General features: G+C 68.9%; 14 protein-coding genes. 5 read left to right on the top strand and 9 right to left on the bottom strand.

The features are described from left to right. Positions 1–34 precede the first annotated feature (34 nt). The 7 genes from AB0D67_RS17915 to AB0D67_RS17885 all read right to left on the bottom strand — a co-directional run bounded on the left by AB0D67_RS17915 (position 35) and on the right by AB0D67_RS17885 (position 6,482). Positions 35–949, bottom strand: coding sequence for an RNA polymerase sigma-70 factor (locus AB0D67_RS17915; RefSeq protein WP_362936149.1), 915 nt, complete (start codon positions 947–949; stop codon positions 35–37). 42 nt (positions 950–991) lie between these two features. Then, complete coding sequence (locus AB0D67_RS17910) at positions 992–1,708, bottom strand: alpha/beta hydrolase (protein WP_362936146.1); 717 nt, start codon at positions 1,706–1,708, stop codon at positions 992–994. Positions 1,709–1,728: 20 nt separating this feature from the next. Then, positions 1,729–3,384 carry a ferritin-like domain-containing protein gene (locus tag AB0D67_RS17905; RefSeq protein ID WP_362936143.1) on the bottom strand — a complete coding sequence of 552 codons (1,656 nt, stop codon included), beginning with the start codon at positions 3,382–3,384 and terminating at the stop codon, positions 1,729–1,731. Further along, entirely contained in the window at positions 3,368–3,598 is a 231-nt protein-coding gene (locus tag AB0D67_RS17900) for a hypothetical protein (RefSeq protein WP_362936140.1), read from the bottom strand. The genes AB0D67_RS17905 and AB0D67_RS17900 overlap by 17 nt, the downstream gene beginning before the upstream one ends. Before the next feature lie 168 nt (positions 3,599–3,766). Beyond that, the gene (locus AB0D67_RS17895; RefSeq protein WP_362936137.1) at positions 3,767–5,497 is read right to left on the bottom strand and encodes an FAD-dependent oxidoreductase; all 1,731 of its coding nucleotides are present in this window, start codon (positions 5,495–5,497) and stop codon (positions 3,767–3,769) included. A gap of 9 nt (positions 5,498–5,506) precedes the next feature. Next, positions 5,507–5,689, bottom strand: a complete 183-nt coding sequence (locus AB0D67_RS17890; protein WP_362936134.1) for a hypothetical protein — start codon at positions 5,687–5,689, stop codon at positions 5,507–5,509. Between the two features lie 133 nt (positions 5,690–5,822). Beyond that, complete coding sequence (locus tag AB0D67_RS17885; protein WP_362936365.1) at positions 5,823–6,482, bottom strand: sigma-70 family RNA polymerase sigma factor; 660 nt, start codon at positions 6,480–6,482, stop codon at positions 5,823–5,825. Between the two features lie 304 nt (positions 6,483–6,786). On the opposite strand from AB0D67_RS17885, the gene AB0D67_RS17880 reads away from it, so the two are divergent. The 3 genes from AB0D67_RS17880 to AB0D67_RS17870 all read left to right on the top strand — a co-directional run bounded on the left by AB0D67_RS17880 (position 6,787) and on the right by AB0D67_RS17870 (position 14,745). Further along, positions 6,787–9,579, top strand: coding sequence for an AAA family ATPase (locus AB0D67_RS17880; RefSeq protein ID WP_362936131.1), 2,793 nt, complete (start codon positions 6,787–6,789; stop codon positions 9,577–9,579). A 160-nt stretch (positions 9,580–9,739) separates the two neighbouring features. Next, positions 9,740–10,837 (top strand): hypothetical protein, encoded by a 1,098-nt coding sequence (locus AB0D67_RS17875; protein ID WP_362936128.1) that lies wholly within the window; start codon positions 9,740–9,742, stop codon positions 10,835–10,837. Positions 10,838–11,244: 407 nt separating this feature from the next. Then, entirely contained in the window at positions 11,245–14,745 is a 3,501-nt protein-coding gene (locus tag AB0D67_RS17870; protein ID WP_362936125.1) for an RICIN domain-containing protein, read from the top strand. Positions 14,746–15,105: 360 nt separating this feature from the next. Here AB0D67_RS17870 and AB0D67_RS17865 read toward each other — a convergent pair whose 3' ends face one another. Next, on the bottom strand, positions 15,106–16,005 hold the full coding sequence (locus AB0D67_RS17865) for a LysR family transcriptional regulator (protein ID WP_362936122.1): 900 nt from the start codon (positions 16,003–16,005) through the stop codon (positions 15,106–15,108). A 144-nt stretch (positions 16,006–16,149) separates the two neighbouring features. On the opposite strand from AB0D67_RS17865, the gene AB0D67_RS17860 reads away from it, so the two are divergent. Then, positions 16,150–16,653, top strand: coding sequence for an SRPBCC family protein (locus AB0D67_RS17860; protein WP_362936119.1), 504 nt, complete (start codon positions 16,150–16,152; stop codon positions 16,651–16,653). Between the two features lie 282 nt (positions 16,654–16,935). Here the strand turns inward: AB0D67_RS17860 and AB0D67_RS17855 are convergent, their stop codons facing one another. After that, positions 16,936–17,637, bottom strand: coding sequence for a type II toxin-antitoxin system RelE/ParE family toxin (locus AB0D67_RS17855; RefSeq protein WP_362936117.1), 702 nt, complete (start codon positions 17,635–17,637; stop codon positions 16,936–16,938). A gap of 138 nt (positions 17,638–17,775) precedes the next feature. Here AB0D67_RS17855 and AB0D67_RS17850 point away from each other — a divergent pair, with 138 nt between their 5' ends. Next, positions 17,776–18,774, top strand: coding sequence for an aldo/keto reductase (locus AB0D67_RS17850; protein ID WP_362936114.1), 999 nt, complete (start codon positions 17,776–17,778; stop codon positions 18,772–18,774). Positions 18,775–18,831 lie beyond the last annotated feature (57 nt).

The raw sequence follows: 18,831 nt of genomic DNA, 5'->3' as shown, positions 1-18,831 counted from the left end.
CCTTCATTGCCGGCAGATAAGACCGGACAGCCCGTTACGTTGTGACAAAGCGGCTGCGAGACCGCTCGAAAGCCTCGATCTTGGCCGGGTTGAGGATCCACAACAGGTGGTGGATCCCCTCCCTGGATGCCTCGATGGCGAGCAGGGCGACGCCACTGCCGTCCCGGGTGACGAGCACGCCTGGCAGCCCGTTCATCTCGACCCACGTGATGGCGGTGCCCGGCCAGAACCGCGGCGAGAACGCGACCACGAACCTGGCCACCCGCTCGTTGCCCAGCACGGGGAACTTGGCCGATCCCCTGATGCCGTCTCCGTCGGAGGAACTGACGACGTCGGCGGCGAAGAGCTTCTCCAAGGCGCCGACATTTCCCGTCTGGGCGGCGTCGAGGAACGTCTCCAGGAGGCGCCGGTGCTGGAGCCTGTCGATGGGCTCGTGGCGGACGGCGGTCACGCGCCTGCGGGCACGGCTCACGATCTGCCTGACATTGACCGGGGTGAGCCGCAGGATCTCCGCTATCTGCGGATAGGGGTAGTCGAAGGCCTCGCGCAGGACGTAAGCGGCGCGCTCGGTGGGGTTGAGCTTCTCCAGCAGGAGCAGAAAGGCCAGCTCCAGCGCTTCGCCGCGTTCGGCGCCGACAGTGGGGTCGAGACTGGTGTCCACGGGTTCCGGCAGCCAGGGGCCGATGTAGGACTCCCGCCGCACGCGCGCCGACCGCGCCAGGTTGATGGCCAGCCGGGTGGTGACCAGCGCCAGGAAGGCCGACGGGTTCTCGATGGTCTCGCGGTCGGTGTCCTGCCAGCGCAGCCACACCTCCTGGACGATGTCCTCGGCCTCGGCCGCGCTGCCCAGCATCCGGTAGGCGATGCCGAACAGCCGCGGGCGCAGCTCGACGAAGGCGGACGCCGCCCGATCGAGAGCGTCCGCCTGTTCCAGGGATTCCGTGTTCATGTGCCCCACATCGATTCGCCCGTCGGCCTGAACAGGGGTTCGTCAGCCTCGCGCGTGGTCCGCAGCGTCGAGGATGGTCGCTGTCACGGCGTCGGCCTGGGAGGCCGCGAGCGCGTGGGAGGCGCCGGCGATCTCGCGGGTGCCGCGCGAGTCCGCGCGCTCGGCCATGAAGCGCAGTGCGGCGGCCGGGATGTTGAGGTCATTGTCGCCATGGACGAACCAGGACGGGACGGTGCGCCAGGGCGCCTCGTCGACGGCGAGCCCGTCGGACAGGGCGCGCTCGGTCACCGGCCGCTGGGTCGCGGCCATCAGCGCGGCCTCCTCGGTGTCGAGGTCCGCACAGAACTGGCGATGGAACTTGGCGGGGTCGATGCGGAACTCGTTGCCGCCGGAAGCCACCGGGTAGGCCTGCAGCGCCTGGCCGAGCGTGCTGCCCTCGAACTTGCTCGACAGCAGCAGCGCGCTCTCGCCGGGCTCGGGGGCGAAGGCGGCGACGTAGACCAGGGCATGCACGGCCGGGTTGCCCGCCGCCGCCTGGCTGATCACCATGCCGCCGTAGGAATGGCCGACCAGGACGACAGGGCCGCCGATGCCGTCGATCACGTCCCGCAGGTAGGTGGCGTCGCCCTCCACGCCGCGCAGTGGGTTGGCGACGGCGACCGTGGTGAGCTGGTTGCCCCGCAGGCGCTGAATGACGCGGTTCCAGCTGGCCGACTCGGCGAAGGCGCCGTGGACGAGGAGAACGACTGGTTGGTTCATAGGATTGCCTCTCTGGTTGTTCACTCGTGAAAGCCGATCTCACGATGGGTGCCGTCGCAGAGCGGTTTGTTGCCGGAGTGACCGCAACGGCACAGCGTCATCCGGTTCCTGGTCTCCAGCGGCAGGCCGTCCGATCGGGTGACGGGGATTCCACCGGTCACCCACAGCGCGCCGGCCAGCCCGTCCTCCTCCTCCAGCACCGAGACGGCGCGCGGAAGGTCGGCCTCGATCGTCTCGCCGCCGCGTTCGAGGGCATAGCTGTAGGAGCCGGAGGGGCAGTGATCGATGCGGCCCATGACGTCGGAGCGCACGTCGCTGTCCGCGGTGTCGTCGAGCATCTTGGCGATGGGCCTGGTCCGGCCGATGCAGAAGGCGGCGTGCACGCACAGCTCGCCCACCCGCTGCGCGGAGATGCCGACGCCGTCGTGCACATGCTGCAACTCCTGGTAGGGCCGCAGCGGCGCGGCCTCCGTGCCGTCAAAACCGATCACGGCGTGAGTCCCGTCGCAGAACGGCTTGGCGCCCGAACGGCCGCAGCGGCACAGCGCATAGGTTTCCTCGGTCTCCAGCGGCTCGCCGGTCTTCCAGGTGAGCGCGTTCTTCTGCTCGGCGGAGACGATCTTCCGCTTGCGCCGCAGGGGGACGCGACCGTACACGACGTACGGCCCGTCCCGGAGCACGACGATCCGCTGGTGGTCGCCCGCGCTCCAGTGGCGCAGCTCAGGCGGGACGTACTCGAAGGTGAGGCCGCCCCGCCGCATCAGCCCCTGTGCCTGGGCCTTGAGCGCGTACATCTGGCCGGTGGCGACGGCGAGCATCCTGGGGCTGCCGTTGAAGGCCAGCTCCAGCAGATGGAGGATGGCGCAGTAGGTGTGGTTGAACTCCTCCCGCGCGGCGCGGTCCGCGGGGTCGGGCGTCATGGGGAACACCCCGGTGAGATCCACCGAGAGCTTTTCACCGGTGGGCCCGGACTCAGGGGTGTCCCCGCGCCGGTAGCGACGGCCGAGCTTCAGCTCCATGAAACGGTAGTAATGGGCGACCTCGTCCTGGTCACCGTCCCAGACCTCGCCGCGGGCGGTACCCTCTCCCTGCTCGACGATCTCTTCAAGCGCGTCCAGCGCGGAGGCGAGGTCGGTGACGGCGATGAGCCTGCCGCCGGTGTGGCGGAAGTGGGCGCCGCTCACCTGCCGGGCCGGGTCGCCGCAGAACACCTCCTTCTCACCGAGCGTTTCGCACAGGTAGCGCAATCCCTGCTCGATCGCGGCGTAGAACTGCCCGATCGTCTCGTAGTCGTCGTCCTCCGGCGGCGCGCCGGGCGGTGCAGGCTGTTCCAGGCGCAAGAACATCTCCAGCGCCTCCACGCCGAACGGCACCAGCGACACCTCCAGATCACCGTGAGGCAGCTTGCGCGGGTGCGGCGGCAACATCTCCGCCATGTCCAGACGCGGCGTGCCGCCGACGGCGTTGAGCAGGTTCGCCGCCAGCGCCAGATGCAGCATCTCCTCCACGAAGACGCCGCTCACCACCTCCACAGCCACCGGATTACGCTCCGGATCCAACGAGTACAGCGCCGTCAGGTACGGCGGCAGCGTCGCGTGCTCCAGCTCGATCGCCCACTGCAGGTGCTCACGCAGGCTGCCGAGCGTGCCGATCCGCGGTTCAGGCAACGTCGTCACCCGGCCGCGAGCCGTCCTCCAGCACCTCGACCGCGTTGCGCAGCCCCCGCAGAGCGATCTTCTCGCGCTCGACGTCCGTCGGGTCGTACAGCCACTCGGTGACCGGCTGCCCCACCTTCTCTTCCGGGTGGCCGGCCTCGGCGATGATCAGCTCCTCCTCGATCTCGACGTGGAGCTCGTACAGGAACTCGTTCTCACTGTTCGGGGTGCTCATGTCTCCTCCAGGGGATCTACACGGCGATCTGGCCGGCGGTCGGCATCGACTCGATCAGGATTGGCCGGACCCCGAACCGCTCGGCCCGCCGGCCCGCCGACTCCCGCGCCCATGTGGTCCGATCACCAGCTAAGACCGGGCAGCCTCGGCATTTGTGACAAGATCCGGCTATTCGACGAGCTTTCCCACGGTTGAGATCTCGCGCATGAGCGCCGCGATCTCGTCGGGAATCGGCGGGATGCTCTCCCGCTCCACCGATCCGGGGCCGGACCACACGAGGTTGACCTGCAGTGCGGGGTCGAGTTCCGGGTGGTCGGAGCGGTTGTGGCAGCCGCGGGTCTCGCGGCGCTCGATCGCGGTTTCGATGGTCGCGCGCGCGGCGAGCGCCGCGGACTTCAGGTCGAAGGCGTGGGCCAGGTCCTGGAAGCCGGCGATGTCCGGGTGCACGCCCATCCCGCTGATGCGCGCCTCGACCGCGGCCAGCTCGGCGAGGCCTTTTCGCAGGCCACCCTCGTCGCGTACCACTCCGGCGTGCTCCGTCATGATGTCGCGGAGCGCTCGCTGCAGCGACCGCACGTTCTCCGGGCCGTCGGCGGACAGGAGCTCGTCCACTTCCTCCCGCGCTGCGGCGAGCGCCTCGGTGGAGCGGCGCTGCGCGTCGAGACCCGCGGAATACTCCGCCGCCGCCTGGCCGACGATGCGGCCGAAGACGAGGAGCTCGATGAGGGAGTTGCCGCCCAGGCGGTTGGCACCGTGCAGGCCGCTGGCCGCCTCCCCGATCGCGTACAGGCCCTCGACGCCCGTGCCGTGGTCCTCGGAGCGTACCCAGACGCCGCCCATCGAGTAGTGCGCGGTCGGCGCGACCTCGATCGGCTCCTTGGTGATGTCGAGCATCTGCAGTTCCAGGAGCGTCCGGTGGACGCGAGGCAGCCGCGTCATGATCGTCTCGCGCGGCAGATGCGACACGTCCAGCCACACGCCGCCGTCCGGGGTGCCGCGACCCTCCTTGATCTCTGTGTACGCGGCCAGCGCGACCCGATCGCGCGTGGACAACTCCATCCGCTCCGGGTCATACCGGGACATGAACCGCTCGCCGAGCCGGTTGCGCAGGACCCCGCCCTCGCCCCGTGCCGCCTCGGAGACGAGCGTGCCCGCCGCGTTCTCCGGCGCGATGAGACCAGAGGGGTGGAACTGCACCAGCTCGGGGTCGCGGATGCGGCAGCCGGCCAGGACGGCCAAGCGGAAGGAGTCGCCGGTGTTCTCATCACGCCGGGAGGAAGTGCGCCGCCAGATCCGGGTGTGGCCGCCCGCGGCCAGGATCACCGCATCGGCATGGATGACGTAGCGGCCGCCGTCGGTCAGGTCGAACCCGTACGCGCCGAAGACCACGTTGTCGCGCACGAGAATCCGCGTGATGTACACCGTGTCGAGGACGCGGACGTCGAGCCGGGCCGCCCGGTTGATCAGCGTGCGCTGGATCTCGAGTCCGGTGTAGTCCCCGGCGTACGAGGTGCGCCGGAAGGTGTGGGCGCCGAAGAAGCGCTGGGAGATCCGCCCGTCCCGCTCGCGTGCGAACGGCATGCCGTACCGCACGAGGTCCTCGATGCCACGCGCGGCCCCCTCGGTGACGATGCGCACCGTCTCGGGGTTGGCCAGCAGGTAACTCTCCTTGAGAGTGTCGGCCGCGTGTTGCTGCCAGGTGTCCTCGGGGTCCATCGTGGCGAGGGCCGCGTTGATGCCGCCTGCCGCGAGCGAGGTGTGTGCGTCCGCCTTCGGCCGTTTGCCGACCGCGAGGACATCCACCCCGCGCTCGGCGAGTTCGATGGCCGCCCGCAGCCCGGCCCCTCCGGTCCCGATGACCAGGACGGACGTGGCGATTCTGTTCTCTGACGCGTACATGGTGCTCCTTCAGCTACGTGCCGCCCAGATGGCGACGGCGACCAGCGCGACGCGGGCGGCCGCGACCAGCGCGACCACGGGGGCCACCCCGATCCACGGCGTCGCGAGCGGCGACAACACGACGGCGCCGACGTACCCTGCCACGGCAGTGCGGGGGATGACGGAGTCCGCGTCGACCAGTGGAGTGAGCATCTGGAACCCGGATCCGGATGATGGTCATGGTCGAGGGCACACTCACGCTCCTGTCGCTCTTTCGGCGTCCGATTCACCCGAAAGACCGGGCGGCGTCGTGATCTGTGACAGATCGCCGCAACAGCGATCGAACTCAGCGGACGATGTCGGCGGCGAGCACTTCTTCCAGCTCGGCGAGGTCGCCGGACTGGGCGGCGGCGACGAACGTCCGCACGAGGCGCCGGTGCGCGGTGGTGCTCACCTGGTGGCGTCGCTCGGCGGCGAGGTGGTTGCGGGCGCGTCGCAGGAGTTGCCGCGCATGGTCTTCGCCAAGGTGGAGGAGATCGGAGATCTGGCGGTAGGGGTAGTCGAAGGCCGTGCGCAGGAGATAGACGGCTCGTTCGGCGGGTGTCAGCCTCTCCAGCAGCAGCCGGATCGCAGTGTCGACCGCCTCTCGTCGTTCGGCTGCCGTCTCGGGTCCGGCGGCGAGGTCCGCCGTCTCGGGGAGCCAGGAGCCGGCGGAGGTCTCTCGGCGCCTGCGGGCGGACCGGGCGACGTTGATGGCGAGCCTCGTGGTGGTCAGCGCGAGGAACGCCGGCGGACTGATGACGACCGACCGATCGACACGGGCCCAACGCAGCCACGTCTCCTGCACCACGTCCTCGGCTTCGCCCACGTCCTGCAGGACGCGCAGACCGATCGTGAGAAGCCGGGGCGCGGCGCTGACGAACGCCGAATCGTCTCCGTACCCACGTGTGATCGACCGGTCATGGGTCTGCTCTGCGTGGTCTTCGTACGACTCCAACAGGCTCATGGTCACGATGGCGGCTCCGTTCGACAGCTGGCATCCGGTGATGCCACTGCGATCACGGTCGCTACCCGTGCTGCTCCATCGCGCCCTGGGAACACCGTGGTCGGTACCCTGGCCCGCACCGTGGCGGGCGTCGGGGCAGCGGAGGCGCTTCGGACAGTGGGATGCTCCGCGACCGCCCGGCTCACCCTGCGGCCGGTGTCACCAGCAGATTGCTGGGCTTAATGGCAGAACGGTAGGTTACGGGTCCATCTAGGAATTAGCGCCGGTTTCTCCCCATGTTCGGCAGTCATGGGGCAACGAACAGATGATCGTCGGGGGCAGTGCCATGGCAAGCAGAGGTCCCGGGTCGCAACTTCGCGGGCGGCAGCCAGAGTGCGAGACGCTGGATCGGCTCGTGGCGACGGTGCAGGACGGCCGCAGCTCGGCCCTGGTTCTGCGCGGCGAGGCCGGCATCGGCAAGACTGCGCTGCTGGAGTACGTGCGGGACAGCGCGTCCGGCTGCCGGATCATCAGAGCGACCGGTGTGGAATCCGAGATGGAGCTGGCCTTCGGCGGGCTGCATCAGCTGTGCTCCCCGTTCCTGGAGCATCTGGGTCGCCTGCCGGGCCCGCAACGCGACGCGCTCGGGACGGCGTTCGGACTGAGCGCGGGAACTCCTCCGGACCGCTTCCTGGTCGGGCTCGCGGTGCTCAGCCTGCTCGCCGACGTAGCCGAAAAAGGGCCGCTGGTCTGCCTCGTCGATGACGCGCAGTGGCTCGACCAGGTCTCCGCGCAGACCCTCGCCTTCGTCGCGCGGCGCCTGCTCGCGGAGCCGATCGGGCTGGTGTTCGCGGTGCGCGAGCACCACCTCGGACAGGAGCTGAAGGGGCTGCCCCAGCTCGACGTGGGACGGTTGAGCGACAGCGACGCCCGCGCCCTGCTGGACTCCGTGACTCCTGGACGGCTCGACGAGCAGGTCCGGGACCGGATCGTCGTCGAGACGCAGGGAAACCCGCTGGCCCTGCTCGAACTGCCCCGGGGGCTGGCGCCGGCGGAGCTAGCGGGTGGATTCGGGCGGCCCGACGCACGACCGCTGGCCAGTCAGATAGAGCAGGGCTTCCTGGGGCGGGTCCGGTCGTTGCCGGCCGAGACACAGCGGCTGCTGCTCATCGCGGCGGCCGAGCCGGTCGGGGATGTGACCCTGCTGACTCGCGCGGCGGAGTTGCTGGGCATCGAAATGTCCGCCGCGTCGCCAGCCGAGGCGGCGGAGCTGATCGCTATCGGTACGCGGGTGCGTTTCCGCCATCCGCTCATGCGATCAGCGGCCTACCGCGTCGCGTCCCCGCAGGACCGGCAGGACGTCCACCGGGCGCTGGCCGACGCGACCGATCCCCAAGCGGACCCCGATCGCCGGGCGTGGCACCTCGCCAACGCGACGGCCGGCCCCGACGAGACGGTGGCCGCCGAGTTGGAGCGCTCGGCCGATCGGGCGCAGGCGCGCGGCGGAGTCGCCGCGGCGGCGGCGTTCCGCGAGCGGGCAGCCGAGCTGACCCCCGATCCCGCGCGCCGCGGCGCCAGGGCCTTGGCGGCGGCCCGGGCCAAATACCAGGCCGGCGGGTACGACGCCGCGCTCGAACTGCTGGACGCGGCCGAACTCAGCCCTCTGGACGAACGCGAACTCGCTCAGGCCGGCCTGCTGCGCGGTCAGATCGCATTCGCCTCCAAAAGCGCCGGTTCCGCCTTCCCGCTGCTGCTTAGAGCCGGTGAGCGCCTGGCACCGCTGGACGCCGGGCTGGCCCGCGAGACCTACCGCGACACGTTGAACGCGGCCATGAACGCGGGCCGGCTGCCGAGCGGCGCCCAGGTGGCGGACATCGCCGAGGCGCTGCTCGCCGCACCGCCGGGGCCGCCGCCGGAGCGCAACGACCTGCTCCTGAACGGCGTGGGCGTGGCGCTCACAGAGGGTTCCGCCGCGGGCGTGCCGATGGTGCTGCGGGCCCTGGAGTCCTTCCGCGCCGAAGGGGTCTCCAGGGAACAGGGCCTTGGCTGGCTGCCGTTCGCGTCCCGGATGGCCCATAACGTCTGGGACTTCGACAGTTGGTCGGTGCTCTCCGCGAGGCTGGTCGATCTGGCACGCGAGGCGGGCGCACTGTCGGTGCTGCCCTCAGCCCTCCACATGCTCGTGTCGAACAGGGTCCTCGCCGGTGAGTTCGCCCTGGCCGACGCGCTGGTCGCCGAGGCGGTGACGATCGGCGAGGTGACGGGCAGCCGCTACCTGGCCCAGTACGCGGCCCTGATACTCGAGCCGTGGAGAGGACGAGAGGCCGCGACACGTCAGGTGAGCGCAGCGATCATGCGAGACCCGGTCATTCAGGGGGAAGGCAAGGTGGTGACCGCCACCCAATGGGCGAGCGCGGTGCTCTGCAACGGCCTCGGCCGGTATGAGGAGGCGTACGTCGCCGCCGAGCGAGCCTTCGAGCATCCGCAGGAGCTCGGCGGGACGGCCATCAGGTCCACGGTCGAACTCGTCGAGGCCGCCGTCCGGAGCGGGAGGCCCGCCCGGGCGGCCGAGGTCGCCTGGCGACTCGACAGGATGGCCCGAGCCAGCGGCACCGACTGGGCCCTCGGGACCTCGGCGTGCGTACGGGCCCAGGTGAGCGACGGAGCGGACGCCGACGTTCTCTACCGTGAGGCGATCGAGCGGCTCGGCCGCACCGAGGTCCGGACGACGCTCGCCCGCACCCGGCTGCTCTACGGCGAGTGGCTGCGCCGGGAGAACCGCCGCCTCGACGCACGCGAGCAGCTGGGCATCGCATACGAGCTGCTCGGCGACATGGGGGCCGAGGCGTTCGCGGAACGCGCCCGGCGCGAGCTCCAGGCCACCGGTGAGACGGTACGCAAGCGCACCGTCGAGGCACGCGCCACTCTCACCGCCCAGGAGGCGCAGATAGCGCGCCTGGCCGGCGACGGGCTGACGAACCCCGAGATCGGCGCTCAGCTCTTCATCAGCCCGCACACCGTCGAATGGCATCTGCGCAAGGTCTTCGCGAAGCTCGGCATCGCATCACGCAAGCAGATCCGCACCACGCTGCTCGAAGGCGCGGCGCTCACGGTTTGAGGATCCGCGGCCCGCCGTCGCCCGCGAGCGGGATGGTGATGTGACGAGCGTCATGTCACGAGCGGCCCCCCGCACTTTGTCTCTGTAACGACGGTCCATGAGTCACCGCCGGGCCAACGGCGCGATGGTCGTCGATTCGAGAGACGATGCGGGAGAAGAGATGTTCATCAAGAAGAGGTCGTTCATCGCGGCCGTGTCGCTGATCGCCTCTGCCGGTGGAATGACGGCGCCGGCCTCGGCCGACGACGGCGGCGCCTCGATCAGCTCCTGGGGCTTCCCCGGCGAGGGGTCCGACTGGCAGCCGGTGACCTACGCCGGCGGGCAGATCACCAGCAGGTCCACTCCGGGAGAGGCGCGCGACGACCGCGGCAACATCCTGCACGCCTGGCGCGGCGCGGACAACGACTCCATCTGGATCTCGTTGAACAACGGGCCCGCCTACTCGCTGCCCAACGCGCAGACATGGACGCCTCCGCGGGTGATCTGGACGGACGACGGGGGCCGCGGCAACTTCCGGATCTTCCACACCGGCACCGAGGGCCACGTCTACCAGCACCGCGTCCAGCTCAGCCCGAGCTACCAGCTACCCGCCACCCTGCCCGGCTGGACCAGGATCCCCAACGACACGCGCACCACCGACACAGAGCCCGTGGCGGCTGCCGCGCTCCCCGGCAACTCCTTCATGCTCGCCTGGAACAGCCAGTCCACCGACGACATCTGGACGATGTACTACAACGGCGACACCGGCACCTACAGCTCACCCAGCGTCGTGCCGGGCGCGCGGAGCAAGGACGCCCCGGGACTGGCCGCCCAGGTGGGCACCAACGCCGACCCCGCTCCCTGGAACCAGGTCGTGCTCGCCTTCACGGGCACCGACAACTACGTGTACATGTCGCGGCAGCGGTACGGGACCGGCAACTGGACGAATCCGTTCCGGGTCTATGCGACAGGCACCCCGGGCTACACGAGGAACGGCCCGTCCGTCGCGCTCTCCCGAAGCGGCTACGGGGTCATCACCATCACCGAGGACCGTGACAACACCATCGGCAGTTACATGATCTCGCGCGACGGCGGGTGGAGCGGCTACTACGAGGAGAACAGCTTCGCGCTCTCACCCGGCAGGACCCCGCTGGCCGTGGTGGCCGGTACCGATCTCTACTACGTCATCAACGGTTCGGCCGGCGGCAAGAGCGGCGTGCTGTGGAAGAAGGTCTACGACTTCGCGGCGATGCCCACGCCGTCGGCCCCGCAGTGGTGAAGCCGGCGAACACGCAGCCGGACGACGTCATCGTCACCGACGCCGGCTCCCGGCGTCCGCGTCCTTCTCGGAGAGATCACGTGAGAATGGTCCGACCAGCGGCGGCCATGGCGTGCGTCCTGCTGCTCTCGTTATCGTCGCCGGGCATCACCCCGGCGGCATGGGGGGCGTCCGCCTCCCCGACGTCCGTGACCGCACCTGTCACGGCGGAGGACCCGCCGTGGGCCGGGCCTGGAGCGTCCGGCCCCGACCTGAGTAACACCAACCGAACAGCCCCGCCGGCCGGACTACCGGACTGGTCCCGCGCCGGATACCGAGGCGGCCAGAAGCTGCCTGAGGGCGATACGGATTTGACCGACGACGCCTCCTGCCATATCTCGCCGGAAGAGCTCGCCTCCTCCTACAGGGTGACGGCGGACGACGGGACCGACGACACCGCCGGACTGCAGAAGGCGATCGACCACATCAAGAGCGACTGCTCGCCGAACGCCAACTTCAACCGGCTCTCGCTCATCGAGCTACCAGCAGGCCGGATCGACATCACCCGGCAGATCTACGTAGATGCCGGATTTCTGATCGTACGTGGCAAGGGCTCCGGCGACGACGGCACCCGGCTGGTGTTCAGGCCCGGCCTCCAGACCCGCTACGACCAGGTGATCAACGGCCGGTGGGACCAGGAGAGCATGATTGCCGGCACCGCCCCCGACATCGGCAACGGTGGCTGGATCTGGCCAGGGCGTGGCATGTTCCGCGTCCAGACCCGGGAGGTGGCGACCCGGTACAAGGACGACTGGGAGCTGGCCTCCAGCCTGCCCATGCGCAAAGACCTCTACGAGGGCAGCGTCAACCAGCACTGGGCCTCCGGCTTCAAGGTGGCCGCCGCGGCCGATGACCCGGGCTTCTCGGCACGAGCGGGGGGCACGGTCGTGCGGCTGGACGCGAAGGCCGACATGACCAGGTTCAGGCCCGGCGGCTATGTCTGGGTGGGCGCGGCCAACAGCAGGAAGTTCTACGCGCAGCAGGGCATCACCGATCAGAGCATGATCGAGGCGCTTCACATGCGGCAGGAGATGTTCCGGCTCAGCCGTATGGACGCCACGGCCAAGACGATCACGCTGGATCGGCCGCTGAGGTGGGACCTGCCGGTGGATTCCGAATCGGACGGCTCCGAACCGCTGAACGGCGGCGGCCTGTACGCCAGCAAGGTCACGCCGCTGAAGGTGGTCGAGGGTGTCGGATTCGAGGACTTCTCCTTCACCCAGGACATGAACGGCCTGCCGAAGATCAGCGGCCAGGAGACGTACTCGCTCACTCCCGAGCAGGCCGTGCACAACTACGGCAACCTGGCGCCCGAGTACGCCATGCACGGCATCGTGTTCAAGTGGGCGGCGAACAGCTGGGCGCGCGGGCTCAAGGCCACGATGACCGGCTCACACCCGATCGTCACCGAGGTGGCGCGCAACCTGCAGATCGAGCGCAACAGCTTCGACGGCGCCTGGAACAAGGGCAAGGGCGGCAACGGCTACGTGCGTGGCAGCCGTGTATGGGACTCGTTGTGGGCGCACAACCTCAGCCGCAACCTGCGCCACTTCACCTTCCAGTGGTCGGCGGGCGGCAACGTCGCCTTCCGCAACGACCTCGACTCCGACCTGAACCTGCACGGCGGCTGGGAGCACGACAATCTGTTCGAGCAGAACACGGTGCGAGTCCCCTACGAGCACCGCTCGGCCAGTTGCTCCGCCAACTGCGGTGGCGAGGGCGGCGAGATCGACGCGGGCACCTGGTATCCGATCTGGTGGGCGGCCGGCCCCAAGGCGGGCAAGTGGGCCGGCTCCTCCGGGCCGCAGAACGTCTTCTATGACAACACGCTGAGCAAGCAGACCACCGCCGGCGGCCCGTTCGAGCCGTACAGGCCGTACGGCGCCCAGACCGGCACCGCCTTCCAGTTCGGATCGGACGACTCCGACCCACGCGCGTTCCTGCCCCTGAGCCAGAACGGGCAGGCGATCACGGACTGGACCGGACGAGAGACCCTGAACTACCAGGGCAACGGAGTGGCCGCCCTCGACGTGGGACACCGGCAGTCGCTGTTCCTCCGCGACACCGGCGGCGAGCTTCCCCCACGCGACCCGAAGCTCGTCGAGATCAAGGCGGCCACCTGGAACATGGCCGGCGCGTCCTCTCAACAACAGGGCGACAGGTACGCGACCGCGCTGCCCGCTTTGCACACCCGGGAGAGTCCTCCCAGAGAGAACGACATCCTGGCCCTGCAGGAGACCGGCTATCCCATCGACCGGCACTATTGGGGCAAAGACACGATCGCGCAGACCGACTACGTCAAGAGGATGCGCGACGGCAGCACGAACACGCCTCCCGTCGAGGAGATCTGGCTCAGCCGAACCAGTGGAGGCCGCGGCGGAGGTTACCTCTACTGGCTGAACACGAACGTCGACACCGGTTCCGGCAACCCGGAGAAGATCAATCTGGCCGTCTGGACGCGGAGAAGTGTCCAGAGGGACGAGATATTCGTCGTCCCCGGAGCGACCCGGAACGGCGTTCACGAGGGCAAGTCCCGTCCCGCGCTCGGCGTCAACTATTGCGGGGTCGTCTACTTCACCTGGCACGGGGCCGCAGCAGGCGGCACGGACAACGTCACGATGCTGCGGAACATCAGGAGTCATATGCAGACCGCCGGCCCGAACGGGCAACCGCTGCCCTGGGTGGTCCTCGGCGACTTCAATATGGAGGCTTACGGGCAGACAGGATTGTTGACCGCCCTCGGCGACGACTCCCGCCATTTCGACGTACTGCCCGCGAGCGGGCCCACCCGGCCCGTCACGGGACGCACCATCGACTACGCCGTCACCCAGAACGGCGTCACCCCGGCGCTCTACAGGGGGTACGGGTTCGGGACGCCGATGACCGACTTCGAAATGTCGGACCACCTTCCCGTCGAATACGACTTCTCCTATCTCACCGAGGACCAGCGGTGCACGACGTCCCAACCGGCGCGGCAGGCGAAGGCCGTTCCGCGAACAACGCAGAATCTCAGAAGCGCCTCCAGCACCCGCTCTCCCTACCCTTCGGGTGCGGGGACGCGGCCCGGCAGCAGTCGCCTCAAGACCAGGACGTTCGCCCGGTCCGAGCAGAGCGCGCACAATTTCCGGTTCCTGGCCGCCGGTGACGACCCGGGACACTATCGCGTGCTGCACAGCTTCACGCGTACCTATCTGGGCCAGGAATCCGGACTCGCCGACGCGCCGGCGATTCTCCAGGGCTCCGATGACGGCGACTCCCAGCTGTGGCGATTGCTCGACATGGGAGACGGCACCTGGATATTGCTGAACAAGGCCACCGGCCAGGCGTTGACCGCCCTGGATCGCGCTGACGGCGAAGAACTGGTGGGTCGTGACCTCGCCGACGAATTCGATCCCGACCAGCGCTGGTTCCTTCAGGACGCCGAGAACGAGGCGCTGGACGTCGATGAGATCGTCACCGGCGCGGGATCGGCCATGACCGTACAGGACTCCGATCCGGAACCCGGCACGCCGGTGGCGCTCGAACCCGACAGCGACGATTCCGAAGAAGAGTTCATGCCCATATACGCCGACAAGACCGAGGATTATTACTGCTACTACCTGGTCCATAAGGGACTGTATGTCAATTCCACGGCCACCAACCCCGCGGTCGGCGACGGCAACCAGCTCACGCTGAACGAATTCCGTCCCAATGACGGCGGCTACATGTTCTGCACCCCGCCGTCCGACAGGCATGCCTCGCAACTGACGGCGGTGGGCCAGTACGACGCGCAGGGCCGCTTCCTCAACCTCGGCGCTGTCGGCCCGGGTCTGCTGGCGCTGAGCGCGTCCTACGGACTCACCTGGACCTGGAAGGCCGTCGCAAGCTGACCGCCGGCGGCGTTCTACCGGCGGCATCGCGCCCGCCGATCACCACACCAGATCACGACCCATGACGGACGCCTTCGCCGGGCCGCGGAAACGGCCCCGCCAGTGCCGTACGCGCGCCCCGGCGAAGGCCCGGCATCTTCGTTTCCCGCCATACCCTGGCGCGGGAGCGTGATCACAACGAGCAGTCCCGCTCCCGGTGCTCGTCGGCTCGCGGAGACGGACGAACACGTGGCCGAGGCGATAGGCGCTCACGGCGGCCGGCAACGGTCGTTCGGCCTCTCCGGCTGCGGCCAGCGGTCGGTCCTTCTGGCGGGACTACCTGTGACGGGTGCTTCGGGACTCGGCGTAGCAGGATGAACTTCAGCGTCGCGAGCCCGGACGCGGCAGGGTGTCGACGGCCTCGGCGAGAGCGCGGATGAGCGGGTTGGTGTCAGTGGCACGCCAGGCGAAGGCCCATCGAACGGGCGGGGCATCGGTCACGGGGACATAGGCGAGGTCCGGCCGGGGATAGAAGCGGGTGGCCTCGGCGGCGGCGGCGCCGACGGCTTGTCCGGTGCTGATGACCTTGAGCTCGTCCTCCCAGTTGGAGATGACCGGGCCGCGGGCGACCGGGCGCCCGGACGGGGTCTGGAAGGGTTGGAACACCTCTTCCATCGATGCCGGGATCGGTGATCGGTGTCCCATGAAGGTCAGGTCTCCGTAGTCCTCCAGGCTCAGCGATTCCCGGCCGGCGTACGGATGGGTGGCGGCCATGACGACGACGACCGGTGAGGTGTGGGTGACCGGACCGGTGATGATGTCGGATTCGCCGACCGGCAGCCACAGATGGGCCACGTCGACCTCACCGGCCCGAAGCGATGTGAGCGGGTCGACGACGTTGAGTTCGCGATGCACGAACCGGACGGCCGGACGTCGGCTGCGGAACCGATCGACGATCTCGCGGATCATCCAGCCCTGCGGGCCCATGCTGCCGAGCGTGAGCACACCGGCGATGCCTTCGGCGGCCATTCGCGCACGTTCCAAGCTGTCGTTCAGGCTCGTGTAGATCGGTTGAAGGTCGTCGCGGAGTTGCCGGCCCAGCGGGGTGAGGCGAGTCTGGCGGCGGTTGGAGCGGTCGAACAGCTCCCCGCCCAGCCGGCGTTCCTGCTGACTGATGGCTTGGCTGATACGGGCCTGGGACACGTGCAGGCGTTCGGCCGCCCGGCCGAAATGCAGCTCCTCGGCCAGCGTCAGGAAGATCTCGATGTCTCGAAGTTCCACAAGCCCCGCCTCTAGTCATAATCCGTGCGTTATCGGCACGGGCGTGAAGTCTACGTTGATCCAAGCCAGGGTCTTGACGAGAGTGGACGGAGTAAACGGCTGGCGAACGCCCAGCCCGTTCGTGATCACATATAAGGGGCCCAGATGTTGCGGGAGATTCGCTACCGCGGACCGTCGCTGGATGAGCTGCACAACGACTACGCCAAGCGGCACCGGATCGACGAGGAGGCGCCCATTCGCTCCGCGCACGAGGTGGTGATCGACGCACCGGCCGAGCGGGTCTGGGGCCTGCTCGCCGACCCCACCGCATGGTCGGCATTCGACCAGGCCATCCACGACGTGCGCATCGCGGGCGACGGCGACGTCACGGTGGATACGCCGTTCACCTGGGTCAACGGCCGTACCGCCATCACCTCCCGGTTCGCCGTCGTCGAACCGCTCCGCGAGATCACCTGGACCGGCAGCACGATGGGCTCGCGCGCCGCGCACCGCCACCTCATCACCACCCGGCAGGACGGAACCACGCTCCTGCGAACCGAGGAGTCCATGGCCGGCACCCTGCTCGGGTTCTTCTACAACAGCGCGAAACTGCATGCCGAGCTGACGCGCTGGCTCGGCTCGATCAAGACCGCCGCTGAGCGGCCGTAACTCTGGCGGTCACGGCAAGGACAGGGTGTCAGGAGTCAGGTGCGGCAGCGCTCTACGGAGAAGACAGAGCTGCCGCCCCGCTTCCGGTGCTGGAGCTTCCCCCGCATCCCCGCTCAGGGCGGGAAGAACGAGGATCGAGCGGGCTTGCCCGGCCCGGTAGTCGGCGCGTGCCTGCCGTAGGGCTCCCGGAGCGGCGCTTGGTGAGAAGTGGCCCTGGTAGCCGTGCCCATGCACTCACCGCCCCGCAACCCTGCGTAACCTCACGCCTTTGGGTCGTCCTTGTCAGGCGACTTTCCAGGTACGGTCACCCAGGGTCGCGACAAGGTCGACCGTGCCCCCGAGCGCCGTGACGTAGGCACGTATGACGTCGAGGCCCGACACCTCGCCACTCTCGATCTTGGAGACCCGCGCCTGTGTCACCCCCAGGACTTCGGCGAGCTCCACCTGGGTGACTCCGGCGGCCTTACGCATCTCCGCGAGCTGGTGACCGCGGACATACGCCTCTCGCCGCTGACGGGCGGCCTCCTGTCCTGCCGCCCGCTCGGCGTCCGAACGTGGGTCGAGCGCCCGCGCCTTCGCCTTGACGTCGGCCCATGTGGAATATCCGCCGCTCATCGGCCCTCCCCCCTTCAACGCGATCAGGTGCTCTTCGAACCGCTCGTCCGCCAGCGGAATCGCCCGGTGGTACCGCCGTTCCCAGTTGCCCGCCTTGTCACCGGCTACCAGGAAGACGGCTTTCCGAGCGGGGTCGAAGGCGAAGATGATCCGGACCTCGCTGTTGCCCGACGACGGCGGCCGCAGCTCTTTCATGTTGTGATAGCGGCTTCCACACAACCGGTCAACCAGCGGCCGCCGTGCCGTCGGCCCCTCCTCCGCGAGTTGGTCGATGGCGTCTTGGATCAGATCGGCAGTCCGGGGGTCGCTGCCGCAGATCGCCAGATACCACGCCTCCACCTCCGGATGCAGAACGATCTCCCAGCTCATCGCCGCAATATAACCAATCGATCATATCTAGCGCAGAGAAACTGGGACGATAGTGGGTGGTCCCCCTCCCCCGTGATCTCCGTCTGAAGTGCCGGTCGTAGGGTGGGCTGGCGTAGGGGATTTACGGGAGGTTTCACCATGGAGTACACGCGCCTGGGGTCCACCGGGTTGAAGGTGTCGCGGATCTGCCTGGGCATGATGAGCTACGGAGACCCGGCCCGGGGCAGTGAGTGGATCCTCGACGAGGAGGCGGCCGAGCCGATCGTGCGTAAGGCGGCCGAGGCGGGGGTGACGTTCTTCGACACCGCCGACACCTACTCGGCCGGCAGCAGCGAGGAGGTCACCGGCCGTCTGCTGTCGAAGATCTTCGCCCAGCGCGACGACTACGTGCTGGCCACCAAGGTCTTCTTCCCCGTCGGCCCGGGTTCGAAGAAGGGCGGCGCCGCCAACGACCGGGGCCTGTCGCGCAAGCACATCATGTCGGCCATCGACGCCTCACTGCGCCGCCTGGGCACCGATCACGTGGATCTCTACCAGATCCACCGCTGGGACCCCGACACCCCGATCGAGGAGACCATGCAGGCCCTGCACGACGTCGTCCGCGCCGGCAAGGCCCGCTATCTGGGCGCCTCCAGCATGAGCGCCTGGCAGTTCGCCAAGGCCCAGCACGTCGCCGAGACCAACGGCTGGACAAAATTCGCAGCGATGCAGAATCATTACAATCTTCTCTATCGGGAGGAAGAGCGGGAAATGGTGCCGCTCTGCCTCGACCAGGGTGTGGGGATGATCCCGTGGAGCCCGCTGGCCCGGGGCCTGCTCGCCCGTGCGGGCAGGCAGGAGGAGCAGGGCACCGCGCGCGCCGGGAGCGACCCGCGCATCGGCGCCCTCTACGGCGACGCCGAGAACGACTCCCGGATCCTCGACCGGGTCGCCGAGGTGGCCCGGGAGCGCGGTGTGGCCCCGGCGAGCGTGGCGCTGTCGTGGCTGCTCAAGCAGCCCGGGGTGGCCGCCCCGATCATCGGCGCGACCAGGGCCGGGCATGTGGACGACGCCGTGGCGGCGGTGGAGGTGGATCTCACGGACAAGGAGGTCGGCTTCCTGGCGGAGCCGTACCGCCCGCGCGCCGTCGCCCTGTGACAGCCGTCGCCCTGTGACAGCCGTCGCCCTGTGACAGCCGTCGCCCTGTGACAGCCG

The organism is Streptosporangium sp. NPDC048047 (assembly GCF_040653115.1).
Classification (GTDB): Bacteria; Actinomycetota; Actinomycetes; order Streptosporangiales; family Streptosporangiaceae; genus Streptosporangium.
Note: the sequence above shows the minus strand (reverse complement) of the source record. Positions and strands in the feature narration are given on the sequence as shown.